This is a genomic window from Gymnodinialimonas sp., from assembly GCF_059726805.1.
Genome location: NZ_AP041059.1, coordinates 4150848 through 4165169, shown reverse-complemented (window position 1 = coordinate 4165169; position 14322 = coordinate 4150848). Strand labels below are relative to the sequence as shown.

At 64.3% G+C, this 14322-nt stretch carries 22 protein-coding genes; 8 read left to right on the top strand and 14 right to left on the bottom strand.

What is annotated here, in order from left to right:
• Nucleotides 1–15: 15 nt before the first annotated feature.
• From AC6I9R_RS20415 to AC6I9R_RS20360, 12 genes are all read right to left on the bottom strand, one after another.
• Nucleotides 16–312 (bottom strand): chorismate mutase, encoded by a 297-nt coding sequence (locus tag AC6I9R_RS20415; RefSeq protein ID WP_461428301.1) that lies wholly within the window; start codon nucleotides 310–312, stop codon nucleotides 16–18.
• A complete protein-coding gene (locus tag AC6I9R_RS20410) occupies nucleotides 309–803 on the bottom strand; it encodes a GNAT family N-acetyltransferase (protein ID WP_461428302.1) in 495 nt (164 codons plus the stop codon). Before AC6I9R_RS20410 ends, AC6I9R_RS20415 begins: the two co-directional genes overlap by 4 nt.
• Complete coding sequence (locus tag AC6I9R_RS20405) at nucleotides 800–1306, bottom strand: GNAT family N-acetyltransferase (protein WP_461428303.1); 507 nt, start codon at nucleotides 1304–1306, stop codon at nucleotides 800–802. The genes AC6I9R_RS20410 and AC6I9R_RS20405 overlap by 4 nt, the downstream gene beginning before the upstream one ends.
• Entirely contained in the window at nucleotides 1303–1827 is a 525-nt protein-coding gene (locus tag AC6I9R_RS20400; protein ID WP_461428304.1) for a GNAT family N-acetyltransferase, read from the bottom strand. Before AC6I9R_RS20400 ends, AC6I9R_RS20405 begins: the two co-directional genes overlap by 4 nt.
• Nucleotides 1824–2363 carry a GNAT family N-acetyltransferase gene (locus tag AC6I9R_RS20395; protein WP_461428305.1) on the bottom strand — a complete coding sequence of 180 codons (540 nt, stop codon included), beginning with the start codon at nucleotides 2361–2363 and terminating at the stop codon, nucleotides 1824–1826. The genes AC6I9R_RS20400 and AC6I9R_RS20395 overlap by 4 nt, the downstream gene beginning before the upstream one ends.
• A complete protein-coding gene (locus AC6I9R_RS20390; protein WP_461428306.1) occupies nucleotides 2360–3289 on the bottom strand; it encodes a hypothetical protein in 930 nt (309 codons plus the stop codon). The genes AC6I9R_RS20395 and AC6I9R_RS20390 overlap by 4 nt, the downstream gene beginning before the upstream one ends.
• Nucleotides 3286–4791, bottom strand: coding sequence for a signal recognition particle protein (gene ffh / locus AC6I9R_RS20385; RefSeq protein ID WP_461428307.1), 1506 nt, complete (start codon nucleotides 4789–4791; stop codon nucleotides 3286–3288). The genes AC6I9R_RS20390 and ffh overlap by 4 nt, the downstream gene beginning before the upstream one ends.
• Before the next feature lie 245 nt (nucleotides 4792–5036).
• Nucleotides 5037–5546, bottom strand: a complete 510-nt coding sequence (locus AC6I9R_RS20380; RefSeq protein WP_461428308.1) for a hypothetical protein — start codon at nucleotides 5544–5546, stop codon at nucleotides 5037–5039.
• A gap of 7 nt (nucleotides 5547–5553) precedes the next feature.
• A complete protein-coding gene (locus tag AC6I9R_RS20375; protein WP_461428309.1) occupies nucleotides 5554–6069 on the bottom strand; it encodes a hypothetical protein in 516 nt (171 codons plus the stop codon).
• Nucleotides 6070–6100: 31 nt separating this feature from the next.
• Entirely contained in the window at nucleotides 6101–6583 is a 483-nt protein-coding gene (locus AC6I9R_RS20370; protein ID WP_461428310.1) for a hypothetical protein, read from the bottom strand.
• 83 nt (nucleotides 6584–6666) lie between these two features.
• Entirely contained in the window at nucleotides 6667–7020 is a 354-nt protein-coding gene (locus AC6I9R_RS20365; protein ID WP_461428311.1) for a DoxX family protein, read from the bottom strand.
• 18 nt (nucleotides 7021–7038) lie between these two features.
• A complete protein-coding gene (locus AC6I9R_RS20360; RefSeq protein ID WP_461428312.1) occupies nucleotides 7039–7617 on the bottom strand; it encodes an FMN-dependent NADH-azoreductase in 579 nt (192 codons plus the stop codon).
• Between the two features lie 186 nt (nucleotides 7618–7803).
• Between AC6I9R_RS20360 and AC6I9R_RS20355 the strand changes: the two genes are divergently transcribed.
• The 3 genes from AC6I9R_RS20355 (at nucleotide 7804) to AC6I9R_RS20345 (ending at nucleotide 10339) form a co-directional block, all read left to right on the top strand.
• Nucleotides 7804–8682 carry a LysR family transcriptional regulator gene (locus AC6I9R_RS20355; RefSeq protein WP_461428313.1) on the top strand — a complete coding sequence of 293 codons (879 nt, stop codon included), beginning with the start codon at nucleotides 7804–7806 and terminating at the stop codon, nucleotides 8680–8682.
• Between the two features lie 176 nt (nucleotides 8683–8858).
• Nucleotides 8859–9704 (top strand): DMT family transporter, encoded by an 846-nt coding sequence (locus tag AC6I9R_RS20350; protein ID WP_461428562.1) that lies wholly within the window; start codon nucleotides 8859–8861, stop codon nucleotides 9702–9704.
• Between the two features lie 149 nt (nucleotides 9705–9853).
• Complete coding sequence (locus AC6I9R_RS20345; protein ID WP_461428314.1) at nucleotides 9854–10339, top strand: ClbS/DfsB family four-helix bundle protein; 486 nt, start codon at nucleotides 9854–9856, stop codon at nucleotides 10337–10339.
• Here AC6I9R_RS20345 and AC6I9R_RS20340 read toward each other — a convergent pair.
• Both AC6I9R_RS20340 and AC6I9R_RS20335 read right to left on the bottom strand, forming a co-directional pair.
• Nucleotides 10336–10965: a hypothetical protein gene (locus AC6I9R_RS20340; RefSeq protein ID WP_461428315.1), complete on the bottom strand. Its 630-nt coding sequence runs from the start codon at nucleotides 10963–10965 to the stop codon at nucleotides 10336–10338. The two genes, AC6I9R_RS20345 and AC6I9R_RS20340, sit on opposite strands and share 4 nt — an antisense overlap.
• Before the next feature lie 59 nt (nucleotides 10966–11024).
• A complete protein-coding gene (locus AC6I9R_RS20335; RefSeq protein WP_461428316.1) occupies nucleotides 11025–11363 on the bottom strand; it encodes an ArsR/SmtB family transcription factor in 339 nt (112 codons plus the stop codon).
• Between the two features lie 197 nt (nucleotides 11364–11560).
• On the opposite strand from AC6I9R_RS20335, the gene AC6I9R_RS20330 reads away from it, so the two are divergent.
• The 5 genes from AC6I9R_RS20330 (at nucleotide 11561) to AC6I9R_RS20310 (ending at nucleotide 14315) form a co-directional block, all read left to right on the top strand.
• Nucleotides 11561–11923, top strand: coding sequence for an AtpZ/AtpI family protein (locus tag AC6I9R_RS20330; RefSeq protein ID WP_461428317.1), 363 nt, complete (start codon nucleotides 11561–11563; stop codon nucleotides 11921–11923).
• On the top strand, nucleotides 11913–12761 hold the full coding sequence (locus AC6I9R_RS20325; RefSeq protein ID WP_461428318.1) for a F0F1 ATP synthase subunit A: 849 nt from the start codon (nucleotides 11913–11915) through the stop codon (nucleotides 12759–12761). The genes AC6I9R_RS20330 and AC6I9R_RS20325 overlap by 11 nt, the downstream gene beginning before the upstream one ends.
• A 63-nt stretch (nucleotides 12762–12824) precedes the next feature.
• Nucleotides 12825–13061, top strand: a complete 237-nt coding sequence (locus AC6I9R_RS20320) for a F0F1 ATP synthase subunit C (RefSeq protein WP_011453893.1) — start codon at nucleotides 12825–12827, stop codon at nucleotides 13059–13061.
• A gap of 104 nt (nucleotides 13062–13165) precedes the next feature.
• Nucleotides 13166–13747, top strand: a complete 582-nt coding sequence (locus AC6I9R_RS20315; RefSeq protein WP_461428319.1) for a F0F1 ATP synthase subunit B' — start codon at nucleotides 13166–13168, stop codon at nucleotides 13745–13747.
• 4 nt (nucleotides 13748–13751) lie between these two features.
• Complete coding sequence (locus AC6I9R_RS20310) at nucleotides 13752–14315, top strand: F0F1 ATP synthase subunit B (RefSeq protein WP_461428320.1); 564 nt, start codon at nucleotides 13752–13754, stop codon at nucleotides 14313–14315.
• The last annotated feature ends 7 nt before the right edge of the window (nucleotides 14316–14322 follow it).

Genomic DNA, 14322 nt, shown 5'->3' with positions numbered 1-14322 from the left:
TGGGTTTCACCCACCCTACGATTGATGTTGTTCGTGGTGACGGATGACTTCGTCGATGACGAAGCGCATGAGTTTCTTGGCAAAATCGGGGTCCAGATCGGCCCGTTGTGACAAGTCTTCTAACCGGGCGATCTGCGTGGCTTCACGCGCGGGATCGCTCGGGGGAAGGTCGTGTTGCGCCTTGAGCGCGCCGACGGCCTGGGTGTGCTTGAAGCGCTCGCCCAGGGTGTAGATGAGGATGGCATCGAGGCGGTCGATGCTTTCGCGGTGGCCTTTGAGGACCTCTGCGGCGCGGGTCACGGCGTCGCTCATGGGCGGCCTCCTTTGTGGATCCAGACGGTGCAATCGTCGTTGTGGGCGGGGGCTTTGCCGCTGTCGGTGGCCCCAAGCTTTTCCGCCACCCGACGTGACGCCGCGTTGTCGCGGCCGATGTAGCTGACGATGGGCTGATCGCCGATCACCGAGGGCGCCCAGTCCAACACCGCGTGCGCGGCTTCGGTGGCGTAGCCCTTGCCCTGGCCGGACGCAAAGGTGTTCCAGCCGATTTCCACATCGGCGTGGCGGGGCGGAAAGTGGATGCCGCAGGTGCCGACGGGGCCGGTGGCGTCGTGCAGCACGAACCAGCCGTAGCCGTGCAGCGCCCAGTGGCCCGCGTCGCTGGCGAACAGGGTCCAGGCCTCTTTCAGGGGCAGCGGCCCGCCAACGGACGCGCTCGCCTCGGACATGTAGAAGTCGCGGTAGGCGGGCCAGTCGTCCAGCGTGGGCAGGCGCAGGGTCAGCCGGGTTGTTTTCAGCTCGGTCATGCGGCCAATGCCTCCGGTGAGGGATGGCGGAAGACCAGCGCATCGGCGTTGGGGTGGACGGCGCCCGCGTCACGGACACAGCCGAGCCGTTCGGCCAGCGCGATGGAGCGCGCGTTGTCGCGGTGGATGTAGCTGACGGCGGTGGGCCAGCCGAAGGGCCCGTAGCACTGGGCGCGGGCGGCGACGGCGGCCTCAAAGGCGAAACCTTGGCCCTCGTAGCCGTCCCAGATCAGCCAGCCGAGCTCCTTCTCGGGCCAGGTATCGGGATACCAGCAGCCGACCAGTCCGATGGGCACGCCCGCGTGTTCCACGGTCCACATGCCAAAGCCGTTCAATTGCCAATGGCCAAGCTCTGCGGCGAACAGGATCCACGCGGACTTCGCGTCTTTGGGCCCGCCCGTGTAGGCGGCGCGGTCGGTGGCAAAGAAGTCGCGGAACGCGGGCCAGTCGCGGGCCTCGGGGCCGCGCAGGGTCAGGCGGTCTGTGTGCAGAACCGGGATCATGCCAGCACCTCCTCGGGCGAGGGGTGGCGCCAGATGTGCATCGTGCCGAACACGCCGTGCTCAAAACTGCCATCGGGCGTGCAGCCGAGTTTCTGGGCCAGCGCGACAGAGCGGGTGTTGGCGGGGTTCACGAAGCTGGCGGCGGTCGTCCATTCCAGCGTCTGATAGGCGTAGTCGCGGGCCAGGCGCGTGGCCTCATAGGCATAGCCCTTGCCTTCGGCGGCCTCGAACAGGGTCCAGGCGATCTCGGGCTCGGGCCAATCGACGGGGAAAAGCGGGCCGACAATGCCAAGGGCCACGTCTTCCGCGCCGGTCTCGGCCACGATCCAGCGGCCATAGCCGCGCATCTGCCAATGGCCGATCAGCGCCGCGAGGTATTGCCAGCTTTGCGCCTCGGTCGAGGGGCCGCCCACAAAGCGCGCCCGGTCGGAGGCGCGGAATTCGGCGATGGCCTCAAAATCCCCGAGCGACGGTGCGCGCAGCGTCAGGCGTTCGGACAGGAGGGTCGGGATGATCATCATGCCAGCACCTCCGCCGCCGAGGGATGGCGGTAGACGATATCGTCGGGGTGCGGGCCTTTCGTGGCCTCATCGATGACGCAGCCAAGGCGCGTGGCCAAAGCGGCAGAGCGGGTATTTTCGGCGTCGATGAAGCTGACGGCGGTGGTCCAGCCGAGGTCGGCATAGACATGACGGCGGATCTCGGTGACGGCCTCAAAGGCGTAGCCCTTGCCCTCGGACGCCGGGTCCCAAATGGTCCAGCTCAGCTCTTGCTGCGGGGTGGGCTCCGGATGCCACGGCCCCATGGTGCCGATGATGGCTCCGGTGTCCTTGCGCAGGACGGCAAAGCAGCCGTAGCCACGCAACTGCCAGTGGCCGGTGATCACCGCCAGCATCCGCCAGGCATGGCCCACGTCCTTGTCCGGCCCGCCACCGACGAAGTCGGCCCGCTCGGACAGGGCGAAGGCTTTGAACGCCTCAAAGTCCTGCGCCTCGGGCGCGCGGAATGTCAGGCGCTCGGTCTCCTGCGCCGGGATATGGGCCAGATGCGGGGTCATTGCGAAGCCCCGTAGACAGATTGGATTACATCAAGGTAGGCGAGGCGACGAGCCTCCATCCACCTGACCATGTCTGGCCAATTGCCTCGATCCTTATAACCAAGTGCCTGCTGCTCGGACAGAACGTGACCCATCAGGTTATCGCCATGCCATGGGACGGAGAGTCGAGCGGCAATGACATCGGCTATTGGGTTCAGCAAATCACGTGCTGAATACTTCTTGGGCCCGCTGCCTCCGCGAACATAGATACCGCTGTTCTTTTCGCCGATCCACAGTGAGACCTGAACCGCACCGTCAAGCGTGGGGTAGTAGGTGTTCCATCCCGTCGTCGGCTTCAGGCCAGCGTCAACGGCTTGGGGGTGTTCAGCGGCATAGAATGCCCAGAACTCGCCGCGTGTCAGGGATAGGGCGTCGCTTGCCCCTGACATGGCGGCCTTTTTGCCTGAGAAGGACCGCTCCCAAAGATCGGGTTTCTCGACGACTTCAAACACCGGTGCAAAAGGACTGTTGCCGATGCGAACAACCTTGGCCTTGACGGCAAAGAATGAGAGGCCTTCGTCGGTGTTGTCGTTGAGCCAGCGGATCGCCGACAGGTGAGCATCGCGAAAGCGTGGCGCGATCCAGATCACGCTTTGGGCGTCCAAACCCGCCAGATAGGTCATGATTTGCCCGAGATGGGTATGATCGGTGGTTTCTAGCTGGTTCTCGATCAGCACGATCGTTCCATCCTGGGCATCGCGTGCGAGAATATCCGCCGAAAATGAATCCACTGCGATTTCCGTGCCAGTCAGCTCCAAGTGCATGCCGACCACGTCCGACAAATAACCAATATTCTCCGCAAGCCATGGAGTGAATTCCAAGGCTTCGTGCTTCCATGCCTCTCTGAGGGGAAGCTCGGTCAGTTGTGCGAACTCAACCTGGGTCACTTTTTCTTCCCAAGCCCGCTCAGATCACCCATGCCACCCAGGCCCGGCAGGCCACCGCCGCCCGCGCCCATCTGTTTGGCGGCGCGCTCCAGCGCTTTGGGGTCCATGCCGCCCATGCCGCCTGCGTCCATGCCCGCTGGCATGCCGCCGCCTTTGCCCATCAGCGCGCCGAGACCGCCGCGCATCAGGCCTTTCTTGCCCATTTTGCCCATCTTCTTCATCGCATCCGCCATCTGGCGGTGCATCTTCAGAAGCTTGTTGAGGTCGCTGACCTCCTGGCCAGCACCGCGCGCGATGCGCTTCTTGCGGGAGGCCTGCAGCAGCGCAGGATTGGCGCGTTCGCGCTTGGTCATCGACTGGATCAGCGCCACTTGCCGCGTGATCACCTTGTCGTCGAACCCAGCCTCTTCGATCTGTTTCGACATCTTGGCCATGCCGGGCATCATGCCCATCATGCCCTGCATGCCGCCCATCTTCTGCATCTGCTGCAACTGGCCCATCAGGTCGTTCATGTTGAACTGACCCTTCTGGAAGCGCTTCATCATGCGCTCGGCCTGTTCGGCCTCTAGCGTTTCCTGCGCCTTCTCGACCAGCGCCACGATGTCGCCCATGCCAAGGATGCGGCCCGCGATCCGCTCAGGCTCGAACGTCTCGATCGCGTCCATCTTCTCGCCGAGGCCCACGAAGCGAATGGGCTTGCCGGTGATCTCGCGCATCGACAGCGCCGCACCGCCGCGCCCGTCGCCATCCATCCGGGTGAGGACGACGCCGCTGACGCCGATCTTGTCGTCGAATTCCGTGGCGACGTTTACGGCGTCCTGACCGGTAAGGCCGTCGACCACCAGCAGCGTCTCACGCGGGTTGGCGACGTCGCGCACGGCGGCGGCTTGCGCGATCAGCTCTGCGTCGATGTGCAACCGGCCGGCAGTGTCGAGCATGTAGACGTCGTAGCCTGCGAGCGAGGCCTGGGTCTTCGCGCGCTTGGCGATTTGGACGGGGTCTTCACCGGGCACAATCGGCAGGGTGTCCACGCCAATTTGCGTGCCGAGGATCGCCAGCTGCTCCATGGCTGCCGGGCGGTTGGTGTCAAGCGAAGCCATCAGCACCTTCTTGCCCTCGCGGTCCTTCAACCGCTTGGCGAGTTTCGCCGTCGTCGTCGTCTTACCCGAGCCCTGGAGGCCCACCATCAGGATCGGGGCGGGCGGGTTGTCGATCTTCAGAACGCCGGGGTCCGCGTCGCCGCGGAGCGTCGCGATCAGCTCGTCATGGACGATCTTGATGACCTGCTGGCCCGGCGTGATCGACTTGGTGACGGCAGCACCCGTCGCCTTCTTCTCCACGTTTTTGATGAAGCTCCGCGCGACGGGCAGGGAGACGTCAGCCTCCAGCAAGGCGACCCGCACTTCGCGCAAGGCGGTGCGGACGTCATCCTCGGACAGCGCACCCTGTTTGGTGAGGCGGTCAAAGACGCCACCAAGGCGCTCGGATAGATTCTCAAACATGGGCCTGGCCCCTTTCGCGATCCCGGAAATCTCCCCCTGAAGATAAGGGCGTACCTTACAAACCCAAGTCCCAATGCACTGCGACCCCAAGTGTTCATTTCAGGCGGGGGCAACACCCAAACGGGTTTTGCCCCCGTGGGCGAAACTCGCTGACGGGGGGCGATCCTACGAACGCGCGCGGGACCGGGAAGCTTGGCTTTCCGGCTACTGCGGCGGGGGATAGGCAGAAACGGCTGGGGAGTCAATCAATCAGACGCGGTAGCGACGGGAAAGGCGCCGTTGCGCCGGGCCCAGGCGGCAATGGTGCCATGGATGGTTTCCTGCGACATGCCCGAAATCGCGACGGGCAGGCGCAGGGCGGGCTTGCCAGACGCCTCTGTCATCTCAAAATCAACCTGCTGGTAGAAGCCCGTGGAGTGGTTGCCCCGCTCGTTCAGGCTGACGCCTGCGATCTGGTCGAAAGGCACGGTGATCACGCGCCGCCCTCGGCCCCTTGGCAGGCGCAGAGTCAGAAGCGCCTCCTCGGTATCGAGGATCAGCGTCTCGGTCACCGTGGGCATGAACAGCAACACCAGGAAAAGCACGCCAATGGCGCCGAAGATGTAGCCGAAGATCGCAGCCTCGGCGTCGCCGCTGAACAGAAAGAACGCACCCATTCCCAGGCATCCGACCGCGCCCAACGCGGCCACAATGCGCTTCTCAGCCTTGTTCTGCTTCAGGACAAGGCGCGTGTCTGTCTTCTTGGTGATCTGCATGGCGCGCTCAGGTGCATTCGACCGTCAGGTCGACCACCTCACCGGACAGCATGTCGCCATCGGCATGGAGCGAGAACGCTCGGCGCAGGTTCATCTCGTCCCACTCCACCTGCGTCATCGGGGGCGCTGTGGTCGGGCGCGTGCCGGGCTCTCCGAACAATGTCAGGGCCATTGGGCCCTCATAATCCTCTCCGGCGAAAGAGAACCCCTCGACGTCGTTGGCGTAGACGCCGACCAGATCAGCGGCGGACCCGCGGGACGTTGTGATCAGCGTCCAGATCAGGCCGGTGATGCCGTCGCCGATGGTCATTTGCCCCGTCGCATAATGGGCCATGGTGCCGCCTTCCTGCCGGAAGGTTTGGCCGCTGGTGACGAACTCCGCCGTGCCGGGCAATTGCGTGCCGGGCCGGATGAAGCCCACGCCCTGGGTGACCTCGACGGTGAAGTCGATCCGGCAGGTCTGTGCGGTGGCGGGGGCGGAGAGGCCGAGAAGGGCCGCAAAAAGGCTGATCAGTCGAAGCATGGCGAGACGCTAGCACATTCCAAGTGCCGTCTCAAACCTCGGGCGTGGGTTGGCCAAGCCATTGCCGGATGTGATCGGCCTGAGCCTCGGCCGGGCCGTTGGCGGCGAAATAGCCGACACGGAAAGGGGGTTGATCGCGGCCCTCTGCGGGCACGAGGACAACCTCCACGTTGCCTGTGCGTCCACTGGCATCTTGAACCAGGGACACGCCCGCCGTGCCGGACAGGGCGGTTTCCTCGTGGGTGCGGCGCCAAGGGGCAATATGGCTAAGCCGCACGATGTCTTCTGACCGGTCCAGCACAAGGCGCACTTTGCTTTGCATCGCCAGGATCGCGAGACCCACCATAAGCACGGTCAACACGATCAGCGCCCACCCCAGGGCAGGCGGCTCGTCAAGGATCATCATGACGCCAAGGAACCCGGTAAGCGGCGTCATCGCGAGGCAGATGAGGCCGCCGACAAGGTTCGTTTTGCCCATGACAAGGCGGTCGGGGGAGTTGGAAATAACCTTCATAGGGAAGAAGTTGGCGCAGATTCTGCGCCTTGTCTATTCGGGGTTTCCTTGCCCCCCGCCGCTGGGGCGGGGGGGCATTTGCGTCAGCCGATCAATTGCCGGCGATGGGTGTAGAGGACGGCTGCGCTGAGCACACCAAGAACCAGCGCGGGTAGGGCCGAGGGCCCGAGCACCAGCAAGTGGAACACCACCGCCGCGATCATCGTGGCGGTTAGCAGCCCAGCGCCAATCGCCTGCCGGCCCGGCACCCACAAGAGCACGGCCGCCGCCACCTCGATCGTGCCGGTGACATAGCGGAACCATTGGCCCCATCCGATGGCCTCAAAGGTGGCGACCATCATCTCGGCCCCGATCAGCTTGGCAGCTCCCGCCGCACCAAACGCGAGGGTCAACAGCGCCTTGATCGCCAGAAGGCCGTATTTTTGCAGGTTATCCATGGGTCATTCTCCTGGGGTTCAAGCGGCCAGCGCCGCGATCTGATCGTTGGCCACCTTCATTGAGGCGTCCGCGTTGACCATCAGGCGGTCGGCGGTCACGACGTGGACGTCCGTGATGCCGATGAAGCCAAGGACATGGCGCATGTAGTTGGTGGCAAAGTCGATCTCGGACCCGGATTCCGTGCCGCCCGACGCGATGACCAGCACGGCGCGCTTGCCCTCCAGCAGGCCTTTTGGGCCGGTCTCGGTGTAATGGAAGGTGACGCCTGCACGCGCGACCTGGTCGACCCAGGCTTTCAGGGCAGCAGGCACGCCGAAATTGTAGATCGGCACACCGATCACCAGCGTATCGGCGGCCTTGACCTCGGCCACCAGCGTATCGGAAAGCGCCAGCGTGTCGGCCTGATCGGCGGAGCGTTGACCAGCGGGGGTGAAATTGGCACCAACCCAGTCCTCGGACAGCAGCGGGACGCCATCGGCAAGGTCGCGGGTGGTGACCTGGGCGGGCGCCATCTGCGCGATGATCCTGTCGGTCAGATCGCGGGAGACAGAGCCTGTGCGGCGGGCGGAGGCGTCGATGCGAAGAATGTGGGTCATGGTCGGGTCCTCTTGGGAAGCATGAAAGATGCACCCTTATGTTGGCTTAGCATCACCTCACACAATCTGCGATCCTGCGGGGTTTATGCGCGTGAATGCACAGAAAGCCGAGCCATTGCTTTTGCGACCCCCTGCACGCATTGTGACCACAAGGCGAAGGTTGGTGAGGGAGCGCACAGAAAGCCGATGGATAATTGGGATGAAGTGCGCACCGCCTTTCAGGTCGCCAAAGTCGGTACCGTGTCTGGCGCGGCAGAGGCATTGGGCGTTCACCACGCCACGGTGATCCGCCATATCGACGCGCTGGAGGCGCGCCTGGGCGCGAAGCTGTTCCAACGCCACGCGCGCGGCTACACGGCGACCGAGGCGGGCCAGGACCTGCTGGCCGTCGCGGGCCAGACCGATGATCAGTTCACCCAGCTTGCAGGCCGGATCAAGGGCCGCGGCGATGAGGTGACGGGCGAGTTGATCGTAACGTCCCTAGGTGCGCTGTCGCCCCTGCTGGTGCCCACGATTGCGCTGTTCCAGGAGCGCCACCCTGATCTGCGGGTGCGTCTGGTCAGCGATGCGCGTCTGTTCCGCCTGGAGTATGGTGAGGCCCATGTGGCGATCCGCGCCGGCAAGCTGCCCGATCAGCCCGACAACATCGTGCAGCCGTTCTTCACCCAGACCCTGAAGCTCGTCGCGAGCAAGAGTTACGTGGAGCGGTTCGGGCCGCTTACCGGCGACAACGTGGGCGATCACCGCTTTGTCGGCTCCACCGACGAGACGCCCCGCGCGCCCTACTTCAAGTGGTTGGCCGACACAGTGCCGTCCTCCACGATCTATTTCCGCGCCTCCTCCATGGTGGCCGCGAAAGAGGCGGTTCTGGCGGGCATCGGCATCGGTTTCGTGGCGTCGTGGGATCAGGACCGGACCGAGGATTTGGTGGAGATCCTGCCCCCGCTGGAGGATTGGACCGCAAAGATCTGGCTTGTCACCCACATGGACCTGCATCGCACCGCCAAGGTGCAGACCTTCGTGCGGCATCTCAAAGAGCAGGTGAAGACCTGGGCCGTGGAGTGACGCTTTGCGCTTTTGGTTAAGGCCGTGCCACGGGGGGGGCCGCCCCCCCAGCGTCTTTTTGCGAGCAAAAAGGCCGCCGCCCCCCGGGATATTTCAAGAACGGGGAAACAGGGGCGCGGTCTTGCGGGGTTGATGTGAGGGAAGCTGTCGGCTCGGCCCGGGCAGGGCATATCGCGATGCTGGCGTTCTCGGCGCTGGTGGCGGGGTCGTTCTCGCTTGGCGGGCAGGTGGCGGACGAATTGGCACCCACGGCGTTGAACGCGGTGCGCTTCGGGATCGCGGCGGTGATCATGGGCGCCGTGGTTTATGCGCGGGGCGGGGTGCCGCGCGCGGCCCTGGCGGCGCCCTGGCGCTATTTGGTGTTGGGCGGGATCTTCGCTTTCTACTTCGTGCTGATGTTCGAGGGGTTGAAGACCGCGCCCCCGGTCTCGGCCGCGGCGGTGTTCACGTTGACCCCGGTGATGAGCGCGCTTTTCGGCTGGATCCTGCTGCGTCAGGTCGTCAGCTCTCGCATCGCGGCGGCGCTGGCGATCGGGGCGACGGGGGCGGCCTGGGTCATTTTCCGCGCGGATCTGTCGGCGCTTCTGGCGTTTGAGGTGGGCCGGGGCGAGGTGATCTACTTCATCGGTTGCATCGGCCACGCGCTTTACACGCCGCTGGTGCGGGTGCTGAACCGGGGCGAGCCTGTGCTGGCGTTCTCGTTCCTCACGCTGTTGGCCTGCGCGGGCGTGATCACCGTCTGGGGCCTGGGCGATATTGCGGCGGCCGATTGGGCGGGCCTGCGCCCCATGGTCTGGATCGCGATTGCCTACACCGCCATTTTCGCCAGCGCTGCGACGGTATTCCTGATCCAATTCGCCTCGCTCAGGCTGCCGTCGAGCAAGGTCATGGCCTATACCTACCTGACGCCGTCCTGGGTGATCCTGTGGGAGATCGCCCTCGGTCAGCCTGTGCCTGCGGCGCTGGTGTTGGTGGGGGTTGGGCTGACGGTGGGGGCGCTGGCGTTGTTGTTGAAAGATTGAGAACGCGGCTTTGCTCAAGCTTGAGCAGGAGGTTAAGCCTATGAAATATCAGCAAAAGCCATTTTTGTTTACGATTTGTTAACCCCTTGATGCGCGTCAAAGCGCGGGGTTTGGGCTCAGTCTAACCTGATGGGGAGGAGGACCCGCCCATGCCTGCTGCCACAACCAAGGCCGACCTTATGACGGTGACCGACCGCGAATGGACCAAGCTCAACGCGCTGTTGGAAAAGGTGCCGGGTGACCTCGCGGAGACGAAAGACGCCGATGACACCTGCATCAAGGATATTCTCACCCACCGCGCCCATTGGATTGGGCTCTTTTTCCAGTGGCTGGAAGAGGGCGCTGCGGCGCAGATGCCGGATCATGGGGTGAAGTGGAACGAGTTGAAGGCCTACAACGCCGGACTGCGGGACCGCTATGCCGATGTGACATGGGACGCGGCGCGGGCCGGTTTGACAGAAGCCCACGGGCGGCTGCGCGATTGGATCGCGCAGAGCGACGACGCCGCGCTTTACGGTGAACCGATGCCTGGCGGCACGGGCTGGACGCCGGGGCGCTATGCGGAGGCGGCGGGGCCGAGCCATTATCGCAGCGCCGCGAAATACATCCGCAGCGTCTTGAAGGCGGCGGGTTAACCCCCGTCGCGCCGGATCTCGTCGAAAGCCTCCAGCGGCACGCGGACCAGCGTGTAGGTGATTGTGCCGATGGGCGCGGGCAGGGCGACGTCCTGCTGCATCACGTCGCCCATGCAGGAATAGGTGATCACCGGGTTGAAGGTGTTCTCGGGGATCGCAAAAAGCGGCACGGTGGTGCTGGTGCCGTCGGAGGTCACCGTCATCTCTCCGGTCAGGTTGCCCTGGGCGGCGGGCAGGTAGCAGAGGTCCAGCGTGCTGCCCATGGCGCTGATGTAGCCCGCCGTCGTCACCGTCTGCCCGGTCATCTCGAACGTGGTCAGGTCGCCTTCAGCGTCCTGGAACTGGGCCGCGCCCTCCGCGCCCAGGGGGAAGGTCTGAAAGAAGCCGTCGTCGTAGATGATCATGCCCACTGGCGCACCGAGGGAACTGAAGTTGGCGCGCACGGCGTCGGGCATGGAATTCATCGCGGCCTGCAAGGCCTCGGGGATGGTGGAGGAACCGACCCAGGCGCCGACAAGACAGGTCTCGATGGGTCCCGTGGGCGCGGTGCAGGTGGCCTGCGAAAACACAGGGGCTGCTGCGAGGAGCGGAGCGAGGAGGGCAGCGATGGCAGGGGCGTGGCGCATGGGAAAAATCCTTTCGGCGGCCCCTACCCTAGCAGAAGGGGCGCGGCCTGTCGGGTAGGCTATTCCCCACCCAGCTCTGCCTCCAGAAACGCCTCGAACGCGTCCAGGTTCACCGGCTCGAACTGCCCGAACCCCTGCATCCAGACCGACGCCCCCTTCAGGGCGTCCGGTTCCAGCTTGCACCACTTCACCCGCCCGCGCTTTTCCTGGGTGATCAGCCCCGCATTGCTCAGCACGACGAGGTGCTTGGAGATCGCCGCGAGGCTCATGTCGAAGGGCTCTGCCACGTCGGTGACGGCCATGTCATCTTCCAGCAGCATTGACAGGATCGCCCGCCGCGTCGGGTCCGCAAGGGCGGCGAAGATGGTGTCGAGCGAGGGGTGCAGAGCGCGGGGCATGGGGCCAGTAGGGCGCTTGGGGCGTGATCGTCAACCATTTGGTTGAATATGCTGCAGGGCCGCATTGCGCCGGACGGGATTGTCGCATTGAGAGAAAGCGTAGTAATAACAGTAGGATAGCGCGCGTTCATCCGCGTTGACTCTGCTGCACGCGCCGCCTAGCTTCCGCGCAACCTGTCCACCAAGGCGGTATGGCTATGGCTTCGAGCGACGAAGACCGCATGAAAGCGCTGGAAGCGCGGATTGCGGCGGCAAAGTCCCGGGCCAGTCCAGAGCGGTCCAAGGTGGAGGAACACCACTCTCAAGCGCAACTGGCGTGGCGGATGGTGATCGAGTTGGTGGCCGGTTTGGGCATCGGCTTCGGCATAGGCTACGGGCTCGACACGTTGTTGGGCACCACCCCGTGGCTGATGGTCGTGTTTGTTATTCTGGGGCTTATCGCCGGGGTCAAAACGATGATCCGCTCGGCCAATGAGCTTCAGCGAGACGCGCTGGCGCGCGAGAAGACAGCAACCCGCCCCGGCGGGGCAGAGGAAACGGGGACGCAGGATGGCGACTGACAGCACCAACACCGAGGCCAAAAGCGGCACCAGCCGCATGATCGCCTTCGTTCTGATCGGCCTGGCCGCGATTGCGTTTGTCGCGGGCTACCTCGATGATTACGCCGGTGAGATGTCGATCAAGCCGATGGATCAGTTCCTGATCTCGCCGCTTTTCGGCGGATCCGAGGTGGGGCTGTTTACTATCACCAACTCCACGGTCTGGATGGGGCTGGCGGTTCTTAGCGTCATCGCGCTGATGGTCTTCGGCACCCGCGGGCGCGCCGTGATCCCCTCGCGCAGCCAGTCGGTGGCGGAATTAGCCTACGGCTTCGTGCGGCAGATGGTGGAAGACGTGGCCGGCAAGGACGCGCTGCCCTATTTCCCTTACATCTTCACACTGTTCCTCTACATCCTCTTCGCCAATTTCCTGGGCCTGATCCCCGGCAGCTTCACCAGCACCTCGCATATCGCGGTGACGGCGGTTCTGGCGATGGGCGTGTTCCTGACGGTGACGATCCTGGGCTTCGTCAAGAACGGCGCCGGATTCCTGAGCCTCTTCTGGGTGTCCTCCGCGCCGCTGGTTCTGCGGCCGATCCTGGCCATCATCGAGCTGATTTCCTACTTCGTGCGCCCCGTCAGCCATTCCATTCGTCTGGCAGGCAACGTCATGGCAGGCCACGCGGTTCTCAAGGTCTTCGCCGGGTTCGCCGGTGCCCTGGGCCTCGCGGGGATCGCGCCGATCGTCGGTGTGGTCGCGATCTACGGGCTCGAAGTCCTCGTGTCGGCCATCCAGGCCTACGTGTTCACCATTCTGACGTGTGTCTACCTGAAGGACGCGCTGCATCCCGCTCACTAAAGTTAAGGTGCACAATGAATGTGCACCCTACGGACTAACTTCCAAATCGTAAGGAGATACATCATGGAAGGCGATATCGCACAAATGGGTCAATTCATCGGTGCCGGCCTGGCCGCCATCGGTTCTGGTGCCGCCGCTATCGGTGTGGGCCACGTGGCTGGCAACTTCCTCGCCGGCGCCCTGCGCAACCCCTCTGCGGCTGCTGGCCAGACCGCAACCCTCTTCATCGGCATCGCATTCGCCGAGGCCCTGGGCATCTTCGCCTTCCTCGTTGCCCTGCTGCTGATGTTCGCTGTCTAAGACCCAGACAGCTGACATAAGATCCTTACGTTCGGCGCGCTGTTGTCAAAGCAGCGCGCCACCGTAGCCCCGAAATACCCCATACCCCGCTCCGGAGGATGACCATGGCTGATGAAGCCGAAACCACAGACGCAGCCCACGGCGCTGCCGATGCCGCTCATGGCGCAGCAGATGCTGCCTACGCGAGCTCTCCGGGGATGCCGCAGCTCGATTTCGCCACGTTCCCCAACCAGATCTTCTGGCTGGTTCTGACGCTTCTGGCGATTTACTTCGTGCTGTCCAAGATTGCCCTGCCTCGAATATCTTCAGTGATCGCCGAGCGTCAGGGAACGCTGACCAATGACCTCGCCACGGCCGAAGACCTCAAGCGTCAGGCCGCCGAGGCCGAGGAAAGCTACAACACTGCGCTGGCCAACGCCCGCGCCGAGGCCTCCAAGATCGCCCAGGAAACCCGCGAGGAAATCCAGGCGCAGCTGCAGGTCGAGATTGACAAGGCCGACGCCGAGATTGCGGCCCGCGCCGAAGAAGGCGAAGCCCGCATCGCCGAGATCGAAGCAGGCGCCATGGCCACGGCGGAAGAAGTCGCCCGCGACGTCGCCACCGAGATCGTCCGTGCCCTCGGGCCGGGCAAGGATGTGGACACCGCCGCGATTGCCAGCGCCGTTGCCAACCGGGTGAGGGGATAAGCCGATGAAAAAACTGACCCTCCTGTCCGCCTTCGCCCTGATCGCATCCCCGGCCTTCGCCGCCGGTGATTACGGGCTCGTATCGCTCTTCAACACCGACTGGGTGGTGATGATCGGCTTCATGCTGTTCCTTGCGATCCTGTTCTACTTCGGCGTGCCCGGCATGCTTGGCGGCATGCTGGACAAGCGCGCCGATGGCATCCGCTCGGAGCTTGATGAAGCCCGCGCCCTGCGCGAAGAAGCGCAAACACTTCTCGCCTCCTACGAGCGCAAGGCCCGCGAAGTGGAAGAGCAATCGGCCCGTATCGTGTCTGAGGCCCGGGTGAACGCCGAAACCGCGGCCGAGCAAGCCAAGGCCGAGATCGCCCGTTCCATCACCCGCCGTCTGGCCGCCGCCGAAGATCAGATCGCCTCGGCCGAGGCGAAAGCCAGCCGTGCCGTGCGCGACAGCGCCGCCTCCGCAGCCGTCGCCGCAGCGGCAGAGGTCATCGCCGGGGGCACCAGTGCCGCCGACCAGAACAAGATGATCGACGAAGCCATCGATGAAGTCGGGCGCCAGCTGCACTAAGCGTCGC